The following is a 21,297-nucleotide window of genomic DNA, read 5'->3' on the forward strand; positions in this document are numbered from 1 at the left end:
GGGATACCCGCCTCGTAGGGCGGGTGGGACTCGAACCCACGACCAAGGGATTATGAGTCCCCTGCTCTAACCGGCTGAGCTACCGCCCCGGGGTAGCGAGCATCAAGCCCCACTACCTTGCCTGCCCACAGACGCCCGCGCAACTCGGACACAGCCGAGGTGCGCGGGCGTTCCACGGGGTGCGCGCTCAGACCTTCGCGGGGGCGGACGCCGCCGTGTCTCCTGCCGGCGCGGGCGGGGGCACGGTGCCGGGTTCGGCGGGGGGCGCGTCGTCCAGGAGGGTGGTCTCGTCGAAGGGGAGCCGTCCAGCGAGGACCTCGCGGGCGCGGTCGCGGTCGAACTCCTTGGTCCACGTGCCGATGACCACGGTGGCGACGGCGTTGCCGGCGAAGTTGGTGACGGCGCGGGCCTCCGACATGAAGCGGTCGATGCCGACGATGAGGCCGACGCCGTCGACGAGGTCGGGCCGGTGGGCCTGCAGACCGCCGGCGAGAGTGGCCAGGCCGGCGCCGGTCACCCCGGCCGCGCCCTTGGAGGCGACGACCATGAAGAGGAGCAGTCCGACCTGCTGCCCGATCGACATCGGGGCCCCGGTGGCCGAGGCGATGAACAGCGAGGCCATCGTGAGGTAGATGGCGGTGCCGTCGAGGTTGAAGGAGTATCCGGTCGGCACGGTGATGCCGACGACGGACCGGTCGACCCCGAAGTGCTCCATCTTCGCGATCAGGCGCGGCAGCGCGGTGTCCGAAGAGGACGTGGAGAAGATCAGCAGGAATTCGCGGGCGAGGTAGCGCAGCAGGGCGAAGATGTTGACGCGTGCCACGAGCCACAAGGTCGCGCCGAGAACGACGAAGACGAACAGCGCGCACGTCACGTAGAAGGCGATCATGACTTCCGCGAGGCTCTTCAGCGCGTCGATTCCGGTGGCCCCGACCACTGCCGCGATCGCTCCGAACGCCCCGACCGGAGCGGCCCACAGAACGATCGAGAGGATACGGAAGATCAGTCGCTGGAGGTGCTCGACGCCGCGGAGGATCGGCGCGCCGACCGGGCCCATGGACTGCAGCGCGAAGCCGGTCAGCAGGGCGACCAGGAGCGTCTGCAGCACCTGGCCCGCAGTGAACGCCGAGAGCAGGGTGTCGGGGATGCTGCCGGTCAGGAAGTCGGCCGTGCCTTCGGCCTTGCCCGTCGCCGCCTGCGCGTGGCCGGCCTGGCGGAGCGCGGCGGTCAGGTGCATGCCCGAGCCGGGGTGCAGCACGTTGCCGACGACGAGCCCGATCGCCAGGGCGATGGTGGACATGACCAGGAAGTAGCCGAGCGCGAGGCCGCCCACCGCACCGACCTTGGCGGCCTTGGCCACCGAGCCCACTCCGAGCACGATGGTGCAGAAGATGATCGGCGTGATCATCATCTTGATGAGGTTGATGAAGCCGGTGCCCACGGGTTTCAGCTCGACGGCGAACTTCGGCGCGGCGAAGCCGACGACGATGCCGGCGGCGACCGCTGCGATCACCATCAGGTAGAGCAGGTGAGTACGGTCCCGGCGTCGTCCGGGCGTCCGGCGCACAGCCTCGGCAGACATGTCCGCCTCCTTCGTAACGGGGAGAAATCTGCCTGGACTATGCGCAGGTTTGTGGGCAGAGTCACCTTTACGTTCATTTCGTTCGCGAAAACCGACGTTCACACCACCGAAACCCACAGTGCACACTTGCGTACATGCGATGGGTCTCCCGGCCTGCGGGTCGGCGGCATCGGAGCCTGGCCGGCCGGCTCTTCGTCATGCAGATCATCGTGGTCGCCACGGTCGTCGCGGGCGGCGCCGTGCTCGCCTATCTGTACGCGGCGGGGAGGACGGCGGAAACAGCGCGGCGGCAGGTGACGGCCGTCGCGGCGGGGATCGCCGACGCGCCGACCGTCGCCGCCGCCGTGGAGGGACCGGATCCGTCGCGGGTGCTGCAGCCGTACGCCGAGCAGGTGCGGCGGGACACCGGGGTGGCCTTCGTGACGATCATGAGCCCGGCCGGCATCCGGTACACGCATCCCAACCCCGAGATGATCGGCCTGCCGTTCCTGGGCCACATCGAGCAGGCGCGGGCCGGTCACGCCTTCACCGAGACCTTCACCGGGACGCTGGGCCCGTCGGTGCGGAGGGTGGCCCCGGTGTTCGACGGGCGGCACCGCGTCGTCGCGTTGGTCAGTACGGGCATCAAGGCGCGAGTCCTCGACCGGCAGGTACGGGACCAGCTGCTGGCGCTGGTGCTGCTCGCCCTGCTCGCGCTGGGCGTCGGCGGCGCGGGCACCTATCTCGTCAACGCGCGGCTCCGCCGCCACACCCACGGCATGGACGCGGCGGAGCTCGGCCGCATGTTCGAGTACCACCACGCGATCCTGCACACCGTACGGGAGGGGCTGCTGCTGCTCGATCCGCGCGGCCAGGTGGCGCTGGCCAACGGCGCGGCGCGCGAACTGCTCCGGCTGCCCGACGACGTGGAAGGACGGGAGGTGGACGCGCTTGCCCTGCCGGAGACCCTCCGTACGTCGCTCACCTCCCCGGCGCCGTGCGTCGACGAGATCCACGTGACGCGCGAGCACGTCGTCGTGGTGAACAAGTCGGCCGTGACGTCGGAGTCGCGCGACCTGGGCAGCGTGGTGACGCTCCGGGACCACACCGAGCTGCAGGCGCTCAGCGGCGAGCTCGACTCGGTCCGGGGGTTCGCCGAGTCGCTGCGGTCGCAGGCGCACGAGGCGGCCAACCGGCTGCACACCGTGGTGTCCCTCGTCGAGCTGGGTCGTCCGGACGACGCGGTGGAGTTCGCCACCGCCGAGCTGGAGCTGACCCAGCGCCTCACCGACCAGATCGTGGACGCGGTGGCCGAGCCCACCCTGGCCGCGCTGCTGCTCGGGAAGGCCGCGCAGGCGAACGAGCGCGGTGTCGAGCTGGTCATCACCCCCGACACCCGGATCGACGACACAGTGATCACCGAGACGCTCGGCACGCGCGACATGGTGACGCTTCTGGGCAACCTGATCGACAATGCCGTCGAGGCGGCCGTGGACGCCGGTGGCGACTCCCCGAAGGTCTTCGTCACCGCCCGTACGGCGGACGGTGACGTCGTCCTCCGCGTCGCCGACACGGGGCGCGGCGTCGGTCCGGACGCCGTCGAGGACATCTTCAAGCGGGGCTGGTCGACGAAGGACGGCGACCGTCCGGCCGGGCGTGGCCTCGGGCTGGCGCTCGTCGCCCAGGCCGCCGCGCGGCACGGCGGCCGGATCGAGGTGGGCAGGGAGGTCGGGGCGGTGTTCACCGTGACCCTGCCACTCGGGCGGAGGGCACCGGCGTGATCGAGGTTCTGGTGGTCGAGGACGATCCCGTCGCGGCGGAGGCGCACCGGATGTACGTCGAGCGGGTGCCCGGATTCGCGGTGATGGGGGTGGTGCACTCCGGGGCGGAGGCCCTACGGGCCCTGGAACGCCGACCGGCCGACCTCCTGCTCCTGGACTTCTTCCTCCCCGACTGCCACGGGCTCCAGCTGTGCCGGCGGCTCCGCGCGGCGGGACACCGGGCCGACGTGATCGCGGTGACCTCGGCCCGCGACCTGACCACCGTGCGCTCGGCGGTCTCCGTCGGCGTCGTGCAGTACCTCCTCAAGCCGTTCACCTTCGCGACGCTGCGCGCCAAGCTGGAGCGGTACGCGCGGTTCCACGCCACGGTCGCCCGGCCCGGAGAGGCGGCCGACCAGCAGGAGGTCGACCGGGCGCTCGCCACGCTGCGCAGCGCGGACCGTCCGGCGCTGCCCAAGGGGATGAGCGCGTCGACGCTCGAGACGGTGACGGCCACCCTGCGCGGCACCGACGAGGGATTGACGGCCGGGGCGGTGGCGGCGGCCGCCGGAATCTCGCGGGTCACCGCCCGCCGGTACCTGGAACACCTCGTCGACGGAGGACAGGCCGCCCGTACACCCCAGTACGGCCAGGTCGGCCGTCCGGAACTCCTGTACCAGTGGTCCCGGTGACCGCGCATTTGCACGTGCATTTGTGTGTGCATCAGTTCTTGCATCGGAACGCGCTCCGAGGGAAGATAGCCGATCAAGCCCACTCGGCCCGCCCGAGTCGTCTGGAGGCAACCCAGATGCCCCTGTATCGCACGAGCTGTACCTCTGCCCGGCACGAGCGCGCCGAGGAGTCACCCTCCCCGGCGAGCGCGCGCGACAGCGCGCACGTGCTGCCTCAGCTCGCGGCGTACGGACCGGTCTTCGGTCCCTCCCAGGACGCCATGTGCCCCTTGCGGGCGAGCGGCGCCTCTCCCGGCATCGCACGCGAGTTCACCATCGCGACCCTGCGGGCCTGGGGGCTGGCCGACCTCGCGGACGACGCGACCGTCGTCGTCTCCGAACTGGTCACCAACGCCCTGCGCTACGGCCTGCCCCCGCTCTTCGGGACCGCCGACGACCGGCCGATCAGGCTGACCCTGATCCGCCACGGCGGCCTCGTCGTCTGCGTCGTCGCGGACGCCAGCCGCGAGGAGCCCCTCGTACGCGACCCCTGCGAGATCAGCGAGAACGGCCGCGGCCTGCACGTGATCGAGGCCCTCAGCCGCACGTGGGGCTGGACGCCCCTGCCCGCGGCCGGCAAGGCGGTATGGGCCGCCCTCGCCGTCCCCCGCGCCTGACCTCCGATCGACCGCGCCCGCCCCGGCCGGCACCTGCCGGAGGGGCCGCCCTCACCGTGACGCCCCCGGTCGCTCTCACCGTGACGCCCCCGGTCGCCGTGGCTCCCTCGGTCGCCCTCATCGCGCCCGACGAATTCGGTCGGCCTCGCCGTAGGCCCCGGCCGCCCCTCCCGATGCGCCGCGGTACCCCCGCAGCCCGCGCCCGGCGGCCCATTTCCGGCCTCCGTCGGCCGCGTCCGAGGGGCTTCCCTGAGTAACAATCTGATTACCTGCCCCGCGACGTGCGGCTGAGCGGGAAGAGCCCGAACCGCCGCCCGCGACGCCGAAAGCCCTGTCTCGGTAAACTGCCGATTACGACCCCTCGGGTCGCAGCAGGGCCGCGAAGCACCGCCACCCCAAGGAAAAGGTATGGATCGTCGTGTCGGCGGGGCGACCGGTGCATCGCCGACCGCGGGCATGACGGGAGACGCCGATTCCCCGTTGGTCGGACGCCGCGACGTCCTCGATGGCTTCACCCAGCTCCTCGACACCGCCACCGCCGGCACCTTCCGGTTCGTGGGCCTGGCCGGCGATCCCGGTGCGGGAAAGACACGGCTGCTCGACGAGCTGGTCGCCGAGGCCACCCGGCGCCGGCTGCCCACCCTGTCCGGCCGGGCCACCGAGTTCGAGGAGATGCCGTTCAGTGCCGTGCTCGACGCGCTGGACGACCGCCTGGAGACGATCGCGAAGGAGCTGCCCGACCGGCTCGGCGCACCGGCGACCGGGCTGCTGGCCACGGTCTTCCCCGCGCTCTCCGGCGCCGCGACCGGTGACATCGAGACGCTCGCGCCCGCCACCGGCCGGTACCACCTGTACCGCGCGGTCCGGCGCCTGCTGGAGGAGCTGGCCGCGCCCGACGGGCTCGTGCTCATCCTCGACGACGTGCACTGGGCCGACGAGTCGACGGTCGAGCTGCTCGACCACCTGGCACGCCATCCGCCGCGCGGGCGGATGCTGGTGGCGGTGGCCTATCGGCCGGCCCAGGCGTCGCCCCGGCTCGCCGCGCTGATGGAGATCGCGACGCGGGTCCCGGTGAACCCGCTCAGCGAGGCGGAGGCCGGCGAGCTCCTGGGCCCGGAGGTGAGCAGGGCGCGTCGCAGGGCGCTGTACGAGACCAGCGGCGGAAACCCCTTCTATCTCGACGCTCTCGCCCGCATGGGGCCCGGCGCCGGGACGCTCGACGGCACCGGCGAGCCGGCCGAGATCGGCGAACTGCCCCTGGCCGTGCGCGCGGCCCTGGGCATGGAGCTGAGCGGTCTTTCCGCCACCGCGCTGCTCATCGGACAGGCGGCCGCCGTCGCCGCCGACGAGTTCGAACCCGCCCTCGTCGCGGTGACCGCCGAGACGTCCGAAGACCTCACGCTGCAGGCGATCAACGAGCTGGTCGCGCGTGACGTCGTACGGCCGGCGGCACCGGGCCGGTTCCGGTTCCGGCATCCGCTCGTCCGGCATGCGGCCTACGAGTCGGCGGCGGCGGGCTGGCGGCATGCCGTGCACGCCCGGATCGCCGCCCGGCTGGCGGACCTGCTCGCTCCGGCGACGGCACGGGCTCCGCACGTCGAGCGTTCCGCCAGGATCGGTGATCAGACCGCCATCGCGACGCTCGTCGAGGCGGCCCGTACGGTCGCGGCACAGGCCCCCGCGACCGCCGCGCACTGGCTGCAGGAGGCACTCCGGCTCGTTCCGGACACCCTCGAGATGAGGCTGGAGCTGCTGCTGGAGCTCGCCCGTGCGCAGGCGGTCAGCGGCCGGATCGCCGAGGGCAAGGACACCGCGCGGGAGTTGCTGCGCCTGCTCCCGCCCGACGACTTCGCGCGCCGCGCCCGGGCGGCTCGGCTGTGCGGCATCATGGAACGCCAGCTCGACCGCCCGCACGAGGCCCGCGCGCTCCTCCTCGACGAGCTTCGCCGGATCCCCGACACCCAGGCCCCGGCCGCCGTCGAGCTGCGCGTGCGGCTGGTGACCGAGAGCCTGATGCGCAGCGACTTCCGCGCCGCCCAGGCCGTACTCGACCTGATGCCGGAGAGCGCCGACGGCTGGGAGCCCAGCCTGGTGCTGGCGGTCGCCGCCGTACGCCCGATGCCCGCCTACGCCGCCGGTCGCATCGCGGACGCCGCCCGCTACGCGACGGTGGCCGCCGGTCTCATGGCGGTCGCGCCGGGCGACCACCTCGCCGACTGGCTCGACACGGACATCTGGCTGGGCTGGCTGGAGCTGATGATGGGCCGGTACGCCGACGCCCTGCAGCACTTCGGTCGTTTCCTGACGGTGGCCCGCACCACCGGGCAGAGCTCGATGCTGCCGCACATCATGGCCGGTCAGGCTCAGACGCTGACGATGCTCGGGCGACTGGACGAGGCGGCCGCCGCCGCCGAGGAGGCCGCGGAAGTGGCCCGCCTCCTGCGCTCGAGCGAGTCGCTGGGCTTCGCGATGACGCAGCAGTGCCTGGCGGCGAGCTGGTCCGGTGACCACGAATCCGCCCTGCGGCTCGGTGAGGAGCTCGTCGGCCTCAGGCTCGGCCGCGGGGAGTGGTGGGCCGCCATGGCCCTGTACGCGCGGGGAATGGCATTAATCCATGTGGGGCGCCTGGACGAGGGCGCGGAGGAGCTGCTCGCCGCCTGCGGCGACTTCGCCGACCCCAGACTCGATCCCGGCACGCTGATGGCCTGCTGCGAGACGCTGGCCGACGTGGACGCGACGCGGGGGCGGCCCCGGGACGCCACGGGCTGGGCGGACCGCGCCGACGTGCTCGCCCGACCCGGTCTGGAGACGAACGGCGGGTTCGCCATGCTGGCCCGCGCGCACGCGCTGGCGGCGTCCGATCCGGGCGTGGCGGCCGAGCAGGCCCAGGCCGCGGCCGCCATCCTCGACGAGGGCGGCATGCGGATCCACGCCGGGCGGGCCAGGCTCCGCGCCGGGATCTCCTACACGGCGGCCGGCGAACGCCCCCAGGCGCGGGCCGAGCTCGGCGCCGCCGCGGAGACCTTCGCCGCGTGCGGCGCCCACACCCTCCACGCTCAGGCCGTCCAGGCGCAGCGCAGGGTCGGCGTACGCGTGCCGGGCGCGACCGGCCGGTCGGCCGGCCCGCACGGACTGTCCCCGCGGGAGTTCGAGGTGGCGACGCTCGTGGCCGAGGGGTGCACGAACCAGCAGATCGCCGAACGGCTGTTCCTCAGCATCCGGACGGTCGAGACGCACCTGTCGCACATCTTCGCCAAGCTCGGAGTGTCGTCCCGGGTCGGTATCGTCAGCGCGCTGAACCAGAACCCGTAGTCGCCGCCGGGCGGAATCAGGGTTTACCACGATGACGCACGCCCTTGTGAGCCTGCCATTGTGGGGCCCGGAGACAGGGAGGTGAAAAGTCGTGCAACATCGTGTCCCGGCGCGATACACCCTCGAGGGCGTGTCCGATGCCGAAGTGTCCGTGCATCCGTTCGCGACGGACGACGGTCTCGGGCTCAACCTGACGCGCTTCCGGCGCGGCGACTGTGACGACGTCGTGCTGCTGCTGCACGGCCTCACGGCCTCCATCGACATGTTCATCATGCCCGAGCACCAGAACCTGGTGAGCGCCCTGCTGGACAACGGGTTCGCCGACGTCTGGGCGCTCGACTTCCGCATGAGCTCCCGGCTGCCGTACGACACCGAGACGCACCGCTACACGCTGGACGACATCGCGGCCTGGGACCACCCGGCCGCCCTGCGCGAGATGCGCCGGCACATCGGCGACCGGCGGGTGCACGTGGTCGCGCACTGCCTCGGGTCGATGTCGTTCTCCATGAGCCTGTTCGGCGGCGCCCTCGACGGCGTCGCGAGCTTCGTGAGCAACAGCGTCTCGCTGACGCCCCGCGTGCCCACCTGGTCGCGGCTGAAGCTCGCGGCGGGCCCCGGTCTGTCGGAGTACCTCATCGGCCTGTCGTTCATGGACTCACGCTTCGGCGAGGCTCCGCCGCTCACTCGCGGCTGGATGGTCTCCCGTCTGGTCTCGCTCTTCCACCGGGAGTGCGACGTGCGCGACTGCCACATGATCAGCTTCATGTGGGGCAGCGGTCATCCGGCCCTGTACGAGCACGACAACCTGCTGCCGGTCACCCACCAGCGGATCGCGGACCTGCTCGGCCCGACAGGCGTGCACTACTTCCGGCACATCCGCAAGATGGTGTCGGCCGGTCAGGCCGTCAAATACGACCCGGGCGACCCGCGTCACGCCGCTCTGCCCGACGCCTACCTGACACGTGCGAACGAGGTCACCACACCGGTCCTCCTGTTGTCGGGTGATCGCAACCATGTCTTCCCCGGCGCGAACGCGGCCTGTCACGAGGCGCTCGAGCGGGCCCGGCCCGGGCGGCAGGAGTTCGCCTCCCTCCCCGGCTACGGCCACATCGATCCCTTTATCGGCGAGAACGCCCACATCGACGTCTTCCCGAAGATCCTTGATTTCCTGAAGCGGCAGGCCTCATGAGCAGCGAACACTCCGACGTCGTGGTGGTCGGCTCCGGTTTCGGCGGGGCCGTCGCCGCCTACCGGCTGGCCGAGGCGGGCCTGTCGGTCGTCGTGCTGGAGCGCGGCCAGGACTACCCTCCCGGCACCTTCGCCCGTACGCCGGCACAGATGAGCCGCGCCTTCTGGGACCCGGCGGACGGCCTGTACGGGCTGTTCGACGTCTGGGGGTTCCGGGGATTCGACTCGGTCGTCTCCAGCGGCCTGGGCGGCGGCTCGCTGATCTACGCCAACGTCCTGCTGCGCAAGGACGAGGAGTGGTTCGTCAAGGATCAGGCGCTGCCCGGGGGCGGGTACGAGACCTGGCCGGTGAGCCGCGAAGAGCTGGATCCGCACTACGACGCGGTCGAGGGCATGCTCGGGGGCACGCCCTACCCGCTCGACCATCCGGCCTTCGCGGCCACCGCCAAGGCCCACGCGATGCAGGACGCGGCGGCCGAGCTCGGGCTCGACTGGCAGCTGCCGTCACTGGCGGTCAGCTTCGCGCCGAGACCGGGGGCCGAGCCCGGGCTCGGGCTGCCGATCGCCGACCCCCCGTACGGCAACGTGCACGGCGTGGAGCGCCGCAGCTGCCGGCTGTGCGGTGAGTGCTACCTGGGCTGCAACGACGGGGCGAAGAACAGCCTGGACCACACCTACCTCTCCGCGGCCCGGCGCCATGGCGCGGACCTGCGCACCCTGCACGAGGTGCGCGGGATCCGGCCCCGCCCGGAAGGCGGCTACGAGGTCGACTACGTCCGGCACGACCCTCTGGAGAAGGCCCGCAAGCCGACGCCGCGGACCATCTCGTGCGATCGCCTGGTGCTGGGAGCGGGCGCGTACGGCACGACCTACCTGCTGCTACGGGACCAGGCGCGCTTCCCGGGCCTGAGCGACGCACTCGGCACGCGCTTCTCCGGCAACGGCGACCTGCTCACCTTCCTCATGCGGGCCAAGGACCGCGACCGGATCCGTCCGCTCGACGCCAGCCGTGGCCCCACGATCACCAGCGCCATCCGGCTCCCCGACGAGGTCGACGGCGTGCCGGGCGCCGGGCGCGGAGCCTACATCGAGGACGGCGGCTACCCGACCTTCGTCGACTGGATGGTCGAGGAGGCCGACGTCAGCCGCGAGGTCTCGCGGGTCGTCCGCCTGATGTTCGAGCGGTTCGTCGCGTTCATCTCCCGCGCACCGGACACCAATCTGTCCAGTGAGTTGTCGGAGCTGATCGGCGACGGGGCGCTGTCGGTGAGCTCGCTGCCGCTGCTCGGCATGGGCCGCGACGTCCCGGACGGCGTGCTTCGCCTGCGGGGCGGCAAGCTGCACGCCGACTGGACGACGAAGACGAGCGAGGAGTACTTCGCGCGGCTGCGCTCCACGATGAAGCGGATCGCCGCCGTGCTCGGTGCGACCTACGCCGACAACCCGATCTGGTTCCGCAAGCGCATCATCACGGTGCACCCCGGGGGCGGCGCACCGATGGGGCGCCACCCCGGTGAGGGGGTCTGCGACCCGTTCGGGGAGGTGCACGGGTTCCCCGGCCTGTACATCGCGGACGGGGCGGCACTGCCCGGCGCGGTCGGGCCGAACCCGTCACTGACGATCGCGGCACTGTCCGACCGGATGTGCACGCGGTTGCTGGAGAGCGCCGGGCGCGCAAACGGGGAGCGACGCCCGGTCGGAGGGGCGGTGAACGGCACGGCGCGTGCTCCGGAGGTCCGCAGGGGTGCCTCCGAGCGCACGTCGCTGTCGTTCACCGAGGAGATGAAGGGGTTCTACGCCGATGGTGTGCACGCTCCCGGGGCGGGAGAGCGGGCTGGGCGGGAGCACGGGCACGCGCTCGGGTTCCGGCTCACGATCACCGTCGACGACGTGGACCGCTTCCTGGAGGAGCCCGAGCACACGGCACGGGCCGAGGGATGGATCGACGCCGCTGTCTGCGGGGGCCGGTGTCAGATCCAGCGGGGCTGGTTCAACCTGTTCTGTCCGGGAGGTGCGCCGGACCGCAAGCTCATGCGGTATCGCCTGCACTTCACCGACGATAAGGACCGGCCCCGCACCCTCTCCGGGTGGAAGGACATCCGGCACCGGACGGCAACGCACGTCTGGCCGGACACCACGACACTGTTCTTCCGCATCTTCGAGGGACACGTGCCCGAGGGCGGGGACGACGACGCGGCCATCGCCGGCGCGGGCATCCTCCATATCAGCCTGGACGATTTCGCCCGGCAGCTCACCACGTTCCGCACGGAGGGGCCGGGCGGCCTGGCCGCCCTGGAGCGCTTCGGCGGGTTCTTCCTCAGCGAGCTCTGGGACACCTATCGCCCGAAGATATTCGGCGGACGCGCACCGGACAACGAAGACCCCCAGCCCGCAGCCGCCGGCAGCGAACCCAGCCCGACGTAGGCGAACCGGCGCTCTGACGGGGGCATAGTGAGCACGACGATCTTCGCCGTCCGGCACGGCGAGACGGTCTGGCACGGTGAGAGCCGCTACGCGGGAAGCAGCGACGTCGAGCTGACCGAGAACGGCCGTGCGCAGGCCGAGCGCCTCGGCGCCTGGGCGGCCGGAGCCGGGATCGACGCGATCCGGGTCTCACCGCTGAGCCGAGCCCGGCTCACCGCCGCCCCCGCCGCCGACGCCCTCGGCCTGACACCCACCATCGAGCCTCGCCTGCGGGAAATGCACTTCGGCGTCGCCGAGGGCCGGCGGCTCGCCGAGCTACCGGTCCGGCAGGCCGTCGCGTTCCGCGCGGACCCGGTCGCCGGGGCGTTCCCGGGCGCCGAGGATCCGCGTGCCGCCGCCGCACGCGGCGTGGCGGCCCTGCGGGCGGCGGCCGAGCGCCACGACGGGCGGCGCATCCTCGTCGTGTCCCACAGCACGCTCCTGCGCCTGGCCCTGTGCGAGCTGCTCGGCATCCCGCTGTCCCGGTACCGCGTGGTCTTCCCGACCCTGCCCAACTGCGCGCCCGCCGAACTCCGCCTCGACGGCCCCGACACCGCCCTGCTCACCTACAACGTGCCGATCTGAATGTCCTACCGCGCGCGCTCCGCGCCGGAACTCAGTGCGGGATACCACTGATGATCTTCTGAGCGCCCTTGCGGTTCAGCAGCGCGCCGACGTACGCGCCGAGTTCGAAGGCGCGGTCGGGGGTGTCCCACTCCTGGGCGTAGACGAACTGGCCGCCGTCTCGGCTGAACACCATGCCGAGCAGGGACAGCTGCCCATCGGCTGTCGTCGAGCAGTGCCCGGCGATCGGTGAGTTGCAGTGTCCCTGCAGGGCGTGCAGCATCGTCCGCTCGGCGGTGATGTGCACGCGAGTCTCCTCGTGGTCGATCATTCGCAGCAGCTCGCGGATCCCCTCGTCCGTCTCGCGACACTGCACACCGATGACGCCCGCGCCGACGGCGGGGCACATCTGATCCATTTCCAGGATCTGGCCGACGCGGTCGGCGACTCCGCCGCAAACCAGTCCGATACGGGCCAGGACGAGCGCCTCGATCCGGTCGTTCTCGTCGAGCTTGGCGAGGCGGGGAATGACGTTGCCTCGGAAGCGCTCTACTTGGAGGTCGGGTCGAACGCGCAGGATCTGCGCCTTGCGCCTCACGGCCGAAGTGCCGATCACGGTCCCGGGCGGGAGGTCGTCCAGGCACGCGTAGGGCGATCCCGCACGCCACACGACGCAGTCTCGAACGTCCTCGCGCGGCAGGTAGGCCCCGAACATGAGGCCTTGCGGGAGAGGGACGTCTCCGGGGACGTCCTTCATCGCGTGCATGGCCATGTCGATCTGGCCGGTGACCAACGCCGCGTCGAGCTCCTTCATGAAGGCGCCCTTGCCGCCGAGTTGGGCGAGGTCACCTTTCCAGGCGTCGCCGGAGGTCTTGATCGGGACGATCTCGATCTGCAGATCGGGCAGAACTCCACGGATCGCGTCGACGACCCTGCCCGCGTAGGCCATCGCCAGCTGGGAAGTGCGGCTACCCAGGCGCAGTTTGCGAGGAGGGAGGGACCGGGCGAAGTAGGTCGCGGCGACGGCGGCCTGGGATTCGGTCGAGACGATCGTCATCGTGGTGCGGCGTTCCTGTTCGTGGACGAGAGAGCTGACGGAGATTCTGGCGCTCCCGCCCGGCTGGATGTGACACTCCGGCCGTCGCTGCGCCAACCTTGCGACATGACGCCCCTCCCCGGCGGCTATTCAGCGCCCGAGATGCAGCATGTCCTCGAAGTCGCCTGTGTAAGAGCCGGCCTCGACTGCACGGACGCGGTCCTGCTCCGCGGTCACACTAACGCGGTGATCCGGCTGATCCGCGATCCGGTGGTGGTAAAAATCGCCCGCCGAGGCACACGGCCTTCTGAGGTCGCCAGGACGGTGCAGTTCGTTCGGTGGCTCATGGAGCAAGACTTCCCGACCGTACCGCTGTATCCGGTCTCTGATCAGCCAGTCGTTGTCGACGGTCATGCGGTGACGTTCTGGACGTTTCTGCCGCAACCCGATCACCCGGTCTCAGCTGCGCAGATCGCGGCACCGCTACACGCTCTGCATTCGCTGCCAACGCCGCCGTTTCCGATCCGGCGCGTGGACAACGTTGCCGTGATACGAAGGTCTCTGGCCGCGACCCAGTCACTTCCCTCTCATGCACTCCGGTACCTGGCCAATCGACTTGATCGGCTCGAGGCCGCCCTCGCAACCGTACGGTTCAACTTGCCGGAAGGGATCTTGCAGGGAGATCCGCAGCACCGGAACGCACTGCATCTCGGCGACCGCGCCGTTCTGTGCGACTGGGACACCTTCGTGTGGGGGCATCCGGAATGGGATCTCGTGACGATCGAGATCCATTGCCGGAGGTTCGGCTACGGCAGGCAGCACTACCAGGCTTTTTCTGACGCCTACGGCTATGACGTCACCGCCTGGGACGGCTATCCCGTCTTGCGTGATCTACGAGAGATTCGGATGATCGCCACCAATGCCCGCAAGGTCATACACGCACCGCAGACCGCCCCTGAAGTGACTCGGCGCATCGAAGGGCTGGCGTCCGAGAACACCGCGCTGGAGTGGCAGATCCTGTGATGCCGCGATACCCCCGCGGATAAGGGCGCCTGCGGCGTACGAGCACGTATCCAGGCGACGTACGACGATGCCCGGACCGATCCGCGGCAGCGGCGGTCGAGAGCATGATCGAGCAGATCCGGGCGGCGTTCCGCCTCGTCAAGCTCAGGCTCGCCGACGTGGTCAGCGCCGTGCGCGACGTAGACGTCTTGTGGAGCATCGGCCGAGCCGATCATCGGCTGGTATGAGAGCAGGAACTTGACGTTCCGGGGACGCCAGCCGGTCTCCTCCTCCGCCTCCCTGGCCGCCGCAGCCGTACCATCCTCGCCGGGGTCGACATAACCGCCGGGGACTTCCCAATCCCATCGGTTGACGATGAATCGGTGCCGCCAGATCAGAAGGATGTTCTCCCCAGCGTCGTCGAGCACGATCGTCATCGCGCATCGCGGCATCCGGAACACGTACTGGTCGAACGTGATCCCGTCGGGTAGCTCCACGCTGGCAATCGACAGACGAATGTGCGGGTTATCGTCGACCAGGCGCTCACCGTGGATCGTCCAGCGGGTCCGCTCGGAGGAGGACGCAGTCACAGGGCGACGCTACCCGGCGCCCGGGGCGAGAGCCGCTTGCGGCGATCCTCACGACGGGGGCACGACTGTTCGCACGTGGTCTGGCCGGTTCGCCGCCCGAAGCGCCTCGTATTCGTCAACGGCGCCAGAGGTAGGCAGGATCTTCAGCGATCTTCACCTGTTCAGGCGCGTTCCGGGGGAAGGCCCAGACACGGCCTGCGGTGCTGGTGGCCGTCACGGTGGTCTCATCCAGAGCGACCTCGGCGAACGGAGTCATCATCGGCTGGTGAGTCGGTGGAAGCGATGCTGTCTGACGGGATGGCGCGGCCGGTCAACTTGGCCGAGTACCGCCACAGCCGTTCAGCCTCGACATCGTCGTGTGGATACGGCTCGCTTTCGCGGCAGTCGGTGCAGTAGGCGCCGCCCTGGGTGGCTGCGGTAGCGGCCCATAGTGGCGTCGCGGCGCCTTGTTCCGGAGTGCGGAACAGGCCCGGCGCTGGTTCACCGTCGGTGCCCAGCCATCCGGCTTCGGTCATCTCAGCGATCGTCAGATGCCGCTGCAGTGGCGTACGGATATAGCCCGGGCTCGCGGAGAATGCCCGCACGCCGTGCGCCGCCCCGAGCCGGTCGAGATGGTGGGCGAACAGAATGTTGGCCAGTTTGGACTGCCCGTACGCGGCCCACTTGTGGTAGCCGTCGGTGAAGTGGACGTCGTGCCAGCGGATCCGATCCTCGGGCGAGCGTCCCGAGGCCACCGCGACGACCCTTGCGGCCGACGCCCGCGTCAGCGCCGGCCACAGGCCGCAGGTCAAAGCGAAATGACCGAGGTGGTTGACGGCGAACTGCGCCTCCCAGCCAGGCCCCACACGCGTCTTGGGGCACGCCATGATCGCGGCACTGGTGATGAGGAAGTCGAGGGCGCGATGACGCCGCAGGTAGCTCGTGGCGAAATCGTCGACCGAGCTGAGATCGCCCAGATCCATCTCGACGGTCTCGGCCGTCGCGCCGAGGTTGCGGCGCGCGACGTCCGGCCGGCGAGCCGGCACGATTACTTGTGCACCGGCGCGGTTGAGCGCCCGGGTGATGGCCAGACCCACCCCCGAATAGCCGCCGGTAACGACGGCAGTGTGGTCGGTCAGATCGATTCCGTGGAGGACTTCGTCGGCGGTGTACATGACGGGAACGCTAGGAGCTCGACCGAGGTCTAGGTCAAATGGCTATCGTCGGCGCATGAGACCCACGGGTGTCGGTATCGGCGAAGTCGCACGGAGAACCGGCCTGAGCGTGCACACGCTGCGCCTCTACGAGCGCGTCGGGATATTCGCCGGTCCGGTACAGCGCGACGCGGCGGGGCGGCGGGTATACAGCGAATGGGACATCGCCTGGCTCGGCAACTGCGTACTCTTCCGTGCCTCGGGCATGCCACTGGCCGCCCTCGCCGAACTGGCCCGGCTTGTCAGCGAAGGCCCGGGCAACGAGGCTGACCGCCTTGACCTGCTCCGTGCTCACCGGCAACGAGTCCGCGAGCAGATGACTCAGCTCACCGACTGTCTCATGCTGATCGACGCAAAGGTCGCCGGCTACGAGAAACACCTAGCCGCAGGCGCAGGTGGCGACCCCTGGCAGCCCAATCGTCCCTGAGGTAAGCCAACGGTGTTCTCGGTGTCCGGCCGCTGGCGGATGATGTCGTCGGCGTGTCGGTGATCGATACGTGGCGAGCTCTCCGGTAGATGGTTCAGCGACCAAGGAGAACCTGAACACCGGAGACCTCGTGGACACCATAGCGGTGACGAGGCGGTTCGACCTGACCGACGCTGCGTGGTCCAGGTTGTAGCCGCTGCTGCCCAAGGCGAAGAAGTCGGGTCGGCCGTCGAAGTGGAGCAAGCGGCAGCTCATCGACGGGATCCGGTGGCGGGTACGGGTGGGTGCGCCGTGGCGGGACGTGCCGGACTGCCACGGCTCCTGGCAGGCGGTGTACGTGCTGTTTCGCCGGTGGCAGCAGGCCGGGATCTGGCAGCAGATCGTGACCGGGCTACAGACCCGTGCTGATGTTGCCGCGTTGATTACCTGGGACGTGAGTGTGGACTCCACCATCGCTCGCGCTCATCAGCACGCCGCCGGTGCCCGGCGGGGCCCAGCCCGGCAGAAGGAACCGGCAGGCGGGACGATGCTGGAACCGGCCGACCACGCGCTCGGGCGCTCTCGTGGTGGACTGACTACGAAGGTGCACCTGGCATGCGAGCAGGGTCAGAAGCCGTTGTCGCTGCTGCTGACCGCCGGGCAGCGTGGCGACAGCCCGCATTTCGTCGCGGTGCTCGAAGGCATCCGGGTGCCCCGGCCCGGGGGCGGCCAGCCACGCATCACCCCTGACCGGGTCTTGGCCGATAAGGCGTACACGTCCAAGGCCAACCGGGCCTACCTGCGCCGGCGTGGGAGCAAGGCCACTATCCCGAGCAAGGCAGACCAGGACGCAAACCGGCGCGCCAAGGGATCAGCGGGCGGACGACCGCCGACCTTCGACCCGCACATCTACCGGCAGCGCCATGCCGTCGAGTGCGGCATCAACCGACTCAAACGCAACCGGGCCGTGGCCACCCGCTACGACAAGCTCGCCGTCCGATACGAAGCCACCCTGCACATCACCGCGATCAATGAGTGGCTGTAACCGACTTCGAGACAGACCCTAGGCGAAGACCTTGCCGGGGTTGAAGATGCCGGCGGGGTCCAGGGCCTCCTTGATCGCGCGGTGCATGCCGAGCACGACCGGTCCGACCTCCTCGGCCATGCCCCGGCGCTTGAGCAGGCCGACGCCGTGCTCTCCGGTCACGGTGCCGCCGATGCCGATCGCCTCGTCGACGATCCGCTCGAACGCCACCTGGGCCCGCTCCCGCGCCGCGTCGTCGTCCGGGTTCGTGATCATCAGTGGATGAAGGTTGCCGTCTCCGGCGTGCGCGACGTTCGCGATCAGGATGTCGTGTTCGGCGGCGATCCGCTCGATCCGGCCCAGCATCTCCGGCACCAGCATGCGGGGCACGCAGACGTCCTCGGTCAGGACCGGGCCGAGCCGTTCGACCGCCGGGTACGCGAGGCGGCGCGCGGCGAAAAGCGCCTCCGCCTCCTCGGGGTCGGTCGAGCGCGCGCTCCAGGTCGCCCCGGCGGCCTCGAAGCAACCCAGGATGGCGTCGGCCTCCTCCTCGCCCGCCTGGCCGGGCGCGTCGCTACGGCCGAGCAGCAGGACGTTGCCCTCGTCGGCCAGCCCCATGTGCTTCCACTCGTCGACGGCGCGCAGGCAGTGCCGGTCGATCAGTTCGAGCGCGCTGGGCACCACCCCGGCGGCGGCCACCGCGCTGACCGCCTCCCCCGCCGCCACGAGCGTGTCGAAGTAGCCCACGATCGTGCGCTCGGCCGCGCGGGCGCCCCGGAGCCGTACGGTGATCTCGGTGATGACCCCGAGCGTGCCCTCCGAGCCGACCATCAGGCCGGTCAGGTCGTACCCGACCACGCCCTTGGCGGTGCGCCGGCCCAGCCGTACGACGTCGCCGCGTCCGACGACGGCCTCCAGGCCGAGCACGTAGTCCCGCGTCACCCCGTACTTCACGCAGCACAGCCCGCCCGCGTTGGTCGCGACGTTGCCGCCGATGGTCGACCACGGCGCGCTCGCGGGGTCCGGCGGATACCAGAGGCCGTGCTCGGCGCAGGCCCTTCGCAGGTCTTCGTTGACGACGCCGGGCTGCACGACCGCGATGCGCTCGTCCGGGTCGATCGTGAGGATCGCGTTCATCGCCTCGAACGACAGCATCACGCAGCCGTCGATCGCGTTGGCCCCGCCGGACAGGCCGGTGCCCGCTCCACGTGGGACGACCGGCACCCCGCGCCGCGCGCAGCGGGCGACGACCTCCCGGACCTCCGCCGTCTCCCGGGGGCGTACCACCGCTGCCGGCTTGCCGTACGGCGCCCACTCCGCCTCGTCGCGCGCGTAGGACGCCATCACGTCCGGGTCGCGGACCACCCTGCCGTCGGGGAGAACCCGTTCCAGCTCCGCCGCCAGGTCCTCCGGCACCACCGTCATACGCCGCACCTTACGCCCGCCGGGCGGGACCCCGGATGCGGCGGCCGGGACGGAGATCGGCAGACTCGTGGGGGAATGTCGTTGAACGCCGAAGGACGTGCGATGCCCGCGAATCCCCTCACCGCGTACGAGCTGACCGACCTGCGCCAACGGCGGAGTGTGAAGTGGTCCGAGTACCCGCCGGACGTGCTGCCGATGTGGGTCGCGGAGATGGACACCCCGCTCGCCGAGCCCATCGCCGAGGCGCTGACCGGCGCCCTCGGCCGGGGCGACACCGGGTACGCGGCCGCCGGCCGGCTTCCGGAGGCGTTCGCGGACTTCGCCGCCGAGCACTACGGCTGGCGTCCGGCGGCGGACGGCATGCGGCTGGTCCCCGACGTCATGTACGGCATCAGGGAGGTCCTGGAGACCATCACCGAGCCCGGCGATAGCGTCGTGGTCAACACGCCCGGCTATCCGCCGTTCTTCTACTGGCTCGAACGGATCGGCCGCACGGTCGTCCACAATCCCCTGGCGTCCGGACCGGACGGATACCGCCTCGACCTCGACCGGCTCGAGCGTGACTTCGCCGCCGGGGCACGGGCGTACCTGCTGTGCAGCCCGCACAATCCCACCGGCCGGGTCTTCACCCGCGACGAGCTCCTGGCCGTCGCCGCCCTCGCCGACCGGTACGACGTCCGCGTCGTCGCCGACGAGATCCACGCGCCCCTGACCCATTCCGGCGCGCGGCACATCCCGTTCGCGTCGTTGGACGCGCCGGCCGCGGCTCGCTCGATCGTCCTCGCCTCGGCGTCCAAGGCGTGGAACCTCGCCGGTCTCAAGGCCGCCTTGGCCGTGCCGGGGCCCGACGCCCGCGCCGACGTCGCCGCGATCCACGCGGAGGTCAGCGAGAGCGCCGGCCTGTTCGGCGTGATCGCCTCCGAGGCCGCCTTCACCCACGGCCGTCCGTGGCTGGCCGACCTGCTCACCTCGCTGGAGGCGAGCCGCCGGCTCCTGGGCGACCTCCTCGCCGCCCACCTGCCCGGCATCGGCTACCACCCGCCCCAGGCGACGTACCTGGCCTGGCTCGACTGCCGTCCGCTCGGCCTCGGGGACGACCCCGCACAGACCTTCCTGCGGGACGGCAAGGTCGCGCTCTCTCCGGGCCCGACATTCGGCCGAGTGGGGCACGGCTTCGCCCGATTCAACTTCGCCACGGCGCCGGACCGCGTCACCGAGGCCGTGCACCGCATGGCGGCCGCCCTCGACGGGGCCGGCGCGCGATGAGGCAGGAGCACGCCTTCCTGGCGACCGTACGCAAGGGGGTCACCGACTGGGCGTGCGCAGGGTCGTCGCCCAGACCATGGCGGTGCGCCGGACGGAACGCTCGGTGACCGTGACCACGAACCGGATCAGATGCCCCGAATCGGCGTCTGGCTCGCGCCTTCACCGAGCCTTGTGCCGCGACGCACCAGGAGTGCCGACGCGACCTGCCGGGCGAATCCGCCGGACCGCCCCCACGGACATGGGCTAATATCCTTACTATATTGGTCGGAAAACTCTCCAAGGGGAGTCGCACGTGGGTGTCACCGAAGAAGGCGACTGTCGGCTGTCACGACGCACGATCCTCCGTATGTCCGCCGGGCTCGGCCTGGGCTCGGCGGTGGCCGCCACGGCCTCCGCGCCGGCCCGCGCGGCCGACGGCCCGATCGTCAAACCGCTGCCGCCTGAGCTGTTCGTCGTGTACGGCACGAACGCGGAGATGCGCTGGGAGGCGATGCGCGGGCAGGGGTACCGCACACCGACGGATCGCTTCTTCGTCCGTAACCACACCCGCACGCCGCTGATCGACGCACGCACGTGGCGGCTGCGCCTGTTCGGGCGCGGCCTGCACGGCTCCCCCACCCTCGACCGGCCGGTCGAGTTCTCCTACGAGGACCTGCTCGGCATGCCGGCCCGGACCATCGACGCGTTCATCGAGTGCACCGGCAACGGCCGCAGCTTCTACGCGACGCAGCAGAACCAGTCCGTCACGGGCACCCCGTGGAGGCTGGGCGGCGTGGGCGTCGCCCGCTGGCGCGGCGTCCCGCTGGCCCACGTCCTCGAACGCGCCGGGCTCACGCACCAGGCGGTCGACCTCATGCCGCGCGGGCTCGACCCCGACTTCATCGACGCGGGGCGGAACCTCGGGCGGGTACGCCGGCCGCTGCCGGTCGCCAAGGCGCTCGACGACGTCCTGCTGGCCAACGAGATGAACGGCCGCCCGCTGCCACCGGACCACGGGTTCCCCGTACGCCTCGTGGTGCCCGGCTGGGTGGGCATCGCCTCGATCAAATGGGTCGGCGACATCGAGGTCTCCGACGCGCCGTTGTCCTCTCCGTGGAACACCACGTACTACCGCATGTTCGGCCCCGGGTACCCCCGGAGGGCAGCGTCCCGCTGACCC

17 protein-coding genes, 1 tRNA gene and 1 pseudogene are annotated in these 21,297 nt (G+C 70.9%); 13 read left to right on the forward strand and 6 right to left on the reverse strand.

From position 1 onward, the window contains the following. Positions 1 to 15 precede the first annotated feature (15 nt). Both NE236_RS14715 and NE236_RS14720 read right to left on the reverse strand, forming a co-directional pair. A tRNA-Ile gene (locus tag NE236_RS14715) sits at positions 16 to 89 on the reverse strand. Positions 90 to 187: 98 nt separating this feature from the next. Further along, complete coding sequence (locus NE236_RS14720) at positions 188 to 1,582, reverse strand: cation:dicarboxylate symporter family transporter (RefSeq protein WP_252842525.1); 1,395 nt, start codon at positions 1,580 to 1,582, stop codon at positions 188 to 190. A 134-nt stretch (positions 1,583 to 1,716) separates the two neighbouring features. On the opposite strand from NE236_RS14720, the gene NE236_RS14725 reads away from it, so the two are divergent. The 7 genes from NE236_RS14725 (at position 1,717) to NE236_RS14755 (ending at position 12,217) form a co-directional block, all read left to right on the forward strand. Beyond that, positions 1,717 to 3,342 carry a sensor histidine kinase gene (locus NE236_RS14725; RefSeq protein WP_252842526.1) on the forward strand — a complete coding sequence of 542 codons (1,626 nt, stop codon included), beginning with the start codon at positions 1,717 to 1,719 and terminating at the stop codon, positions 3,340 to 3,342. Continuing rightward, positions 3,339 to 4,013 (forward strand): response regulator, encoded by a 675-nt coding sequence (locus NE236_RS14730; RefSeq protein WP_252842527.1) that lies wholly within the window; start codon positions 3,339 to 3,341, stop codon positions 4,011 to 4,013. The genes NE236_RS14725 and NE236_RS14730 overlap by 4 nt, the downstream gene beginning before the upstream one ends. A gap of 116 nt (positions 4,014 to 4,129) precedes the next feature. Then, complete coding sequence (locus NE236_RS14735; protein ID WP_252842528.1) at positions 4,130 to 4,669, forward strand: ATP-binding protein; 540 nt, start codon at positions 4,130 to 4,132, stop codon at positions 4,667 to 4,669. A 408-nt stretch (positions 4,670 to 5,077) separates the two neighbouring features. Continuing rightward, a complete protein-coding gene (locus NE236_RS14740) occupies positions 5,078 to 7,981 on the forward strand; it encodes a helix-turn-helix transcriptional regulator (protein ID WP_252842529.1) in 2,904 nt (967 codons plus the stop codon). A 130-nt stretch (positions 7,982 to 8,111) separates the two neighbouring features. Further along, positions 8,112 to 9,170: an alpha/beta fold hydrolase gene (locus NE236_RS14745; RefSeq protein WP_252842530.1), complete on the forward strand. Its 1,059-nt coding sequence runs from the start codon at positions 8,112 to 8,114 to the stop codon at positions 9,168 to 9,170. After that, complete coding sequence (locus NE236_RS14750) at positions 9,167 to 11,593, forward strand: FAD-dependent oxidoreductase (protein ID WP_252842531.1); 2,427 nt, start codon at positions 9,167 to 9,169, stop codon at positions 11,591 to 11,593. The genes NE236_RS14745 and NE236_RS14750 overlap by 4 nt, the downstream gene beginning before the upstream one ends. 27 nt (positions 11,594 to 11,620) lie before the next feature. Next, a complete protein-coding gene (locus tag NE236_RS14755; protein ID WP_252842532.1) occupies positions 11,621 to 12,217 on the forward strand; it encodes a histidine phosphatase family protein in 597 nt (198 codons plus the stop codon). Positions 12,218 to 12,248: 31 nt separating this feature from the next. On the opposite strand, the gene hemC is transcribed toward NE236_RS14755, so the two are convergent. After that, entirely contained in the window at positions 12,249 to 13,253 is a 1,005-nt protein-coding gene (gene hemC, locus NE236_RS14760; RefSeq protein WP_252842533.1) for a hydroxymethylbilane synthase, read from the reverse strand. Positions 13,254 to 13,394: 141 nt separating this feature from the next. On the opposite strand from hemC, the gene NE236_RS14765 reads away from it, so the two are divergent. Next, positions 13,395 to 14,255, forward strand: a complete 861-nt coding sequence (locus tag NE236_RS14765; RefSeq protein ID WP_372494355.1) for a phosphotransferase family protein — start codon at positions 13,395 to 13,397, stop codon at positions 14,253 to 14,255. Between the two features lie 104 nt (positions 14,256 to 14,359). After that, the gene (locus NE236_RS43535) at positions 14,360 to 14,482 is read left to right on the forward strand and encodes a hypothetical protein (RefSeq protein ID WP_289850492.1); all 123 of its coding nucleotides are present in this window, start codon (positions 14,360 to 14,362) and stop codon (positions 14,480 to 14,482) included. Here NE236_RS43535 and NE236_RS14770 read toward each other — a convergent pair. Together NE236_RS14770 and NE236_RS14775 are read right to left on the reverse strand one after the other, a co-directional pair. Continuing rightward, positions 14,453 to 14,686: pseudogene (locus NE236_RS14770) on the reverse strand (NUDIX hydrolase); the annotation flags it as partial. The gene NE236_RS43535 and the pseudogene NE236_RS14770 overlap by 30 nt on opposite strands. 362 nt (positions 14,687 to 15,048) lie before the next feature. Further along, entirely contained in the window at positions 15,049 to 15,978 is a 930-nt protein-coding gene (locus NE236_RS14775; protein ID WP_252842535.1) for an SDR family NAD(P)-dependent oxidoreductase, read from the reverse strand. Positions 15,979 to 16,033: 55 nt separating this feature from the next. On the opposite strand from NE236_RS14775, the gene NE236_RS14780 reads away from it, so the two are divergent. Beyond that, a complete protein-coding gene (locus NE236_RS14780; protein WP_252842536.1) occupies positions 16,034 to 16,444 on the forward strand; it encodes a MerR family transcriptional regulator in 411 nt (136 codons plus the stop codon). Positions 16,445 to 16,640: 196 nt separating this feature from the next. Further along, on the forward strand, positions 16,641 to 17,468 hold the full coding sequence (locus NE236_RS14785; RefSeq protein ID WP_252842810.1) for an IS5 family transposase: 828 nt from the start codon (positions 16,641 to 16,643) through the stop codon (positions 17,466 to 17,468). An 18-nt stretch (positions 17,469 to 17,486) separates the two neighbouring features. On the opposite strand, the gene NE236_RS14790 is transcribed toward NE236_RS14785, so the two are convergent. Then, a complete protein-coding gene (locus NE236_RS14790) occupies positions 17,487 to 18,872 on the reverse strand; it encodes an FAD-binding oxidoreductase (protein WP_252842537.1) in 1,386 nt (461 codons plus the stop codon). A gap of 102 nt (positions 18,873 to 18,974) precedes the next feature. On the opposite strand from NE236_RS14790, the gene NE236_RS14795 reads away from it, so the two are divergent. Next, complete coding sequence (locus NE236_RS14795) at positions 18,975 to 20,138, forward strand: MalY/PatB family protein (RefSeq protein ID WP_252842538.1); 1,164 nt, start codon at positions 18,975 to 18,977, stop codon at positions 20,136 to 20,138. A 346-nt stretch (positions 20,139 to 20,484) separates the two neighbouring features. Beyond that, complete coding sequence (locus NE236_RS14800; protein WP_252842539.1) at positions 20,485 to 21,294, forward strand: molybdopterin-dependent oxidoreductase; 810 nt, start codon at positions 20,485 to 20,487, stop codon at positions 21,292 to 21,294. Positions 21,295 to 21,297 lie beyond the last annotated feature (3 nt).

Source organism: Actinoallomurus purpureus, from assembly GCF_024055795.1.
Taxonomy (GTDB): Bacteria; Actinomycetota; Actinomycetes; order Streptosporangiales; family Streptosporangiaceae; genus Actinoallomurus; species Actinoallomurus purpureus.

Excerpts from the sequence above, each read along its gene's own strand:
- NE236_RS14750 (WP_252842531.1), top strand. The coding sequence starts at position 9,167 with ATGAGCAGCGAACACTCCGACGTCGTGGTGGTCGGCTCCGGTTTCGGC.
- NE236_RS14735 (WP_252842528.1), top strand. The coding sequence starts at position 4,130 with ATGCCCCTGTATCGCACGAGCTGTACCTCTGCCCGGCACGAGCGCGCC.
- NE236_RS43535 (WP_289850492.1), top strand. The coding sequence starts at position 14,360 with ATGATCGAGCAGATCCGGGCGGCGTTCCGCCTCGTCAAGCTCAGGCTC.
- NE236_RS14790 (WP_252842537.1), bottom strand. The coding sequence starts at position 18,872 with ATGACGGTGGTGCCGGAGGACCTGGCGGCGGAGCTGGAACGGGTTCTC.
- NE236_RS14800 (WP_252842539.1), top strand. The coding sequence starts at position 20,485 with ATGTCCGCCGGGCTCGGCCTGGGCTCGGCGGTGGCCGCCACGGCCTCC.
- hemC (WP_252842533.1), bottom strand. The coding sequence starts at position 13,253 with ATGACGATCGTCTCGACCGAATCCCAGGCCGCCGTCGCCGCGACCTAC.
- NE236_RS14775 (WP_252842535.1), bottom strand. The coding sequence starts at position 15,978 with ATGTACACCGCCGACGAAGTCCTCCACGGAATCGATCTGACCGACCAC.
- NE236_RS14740 (WP_252842529.1), top strand. The coding sequence starts at position 5,078 with ATGGATCGTCGTGTCGGCGGGGCGACCGGTGCATCGCCGACCGCGGGC.
- NE236_RS14720 (WP_252842525.1), bottom strand. The coding sequence starts at position 1,582 with ATGTCTGCCGAGGCTGTGCGCCGGACGCCCGGACGACGCCGGGACCGT.
- NE236_RS14780 (WP_252842536.1), top strand. The coding sequence starts at position 16,034 with ATGAGACCCACGGGTGTCGGTATCGGCGAAGTCGCACGGAGAACCGGC.
- NE236_RS14765 (WP_372494355.1), top strand. The coding sequence starts at position 13,395 with ATGCAGCATGTCCTCGAAGTCGCCTGTGTAAGAGCCGGCCTCGACTGC.
- NE236_RS14795 (WP_252842538.1), top strand. The coding sequence starts at position 18,975 with ATGCCCGCGAATCCCCTCACCGCGTACGAGCTGACCGACCTGCGCCAA.
- NE236_RS14725 (WP_252842526.1), top strand. The coding sequence starts at position 1,717 with ATGCGATGGGTCTCCCGGCCTGCGGGTCGGCGGCATCGGAGCCTGGCC.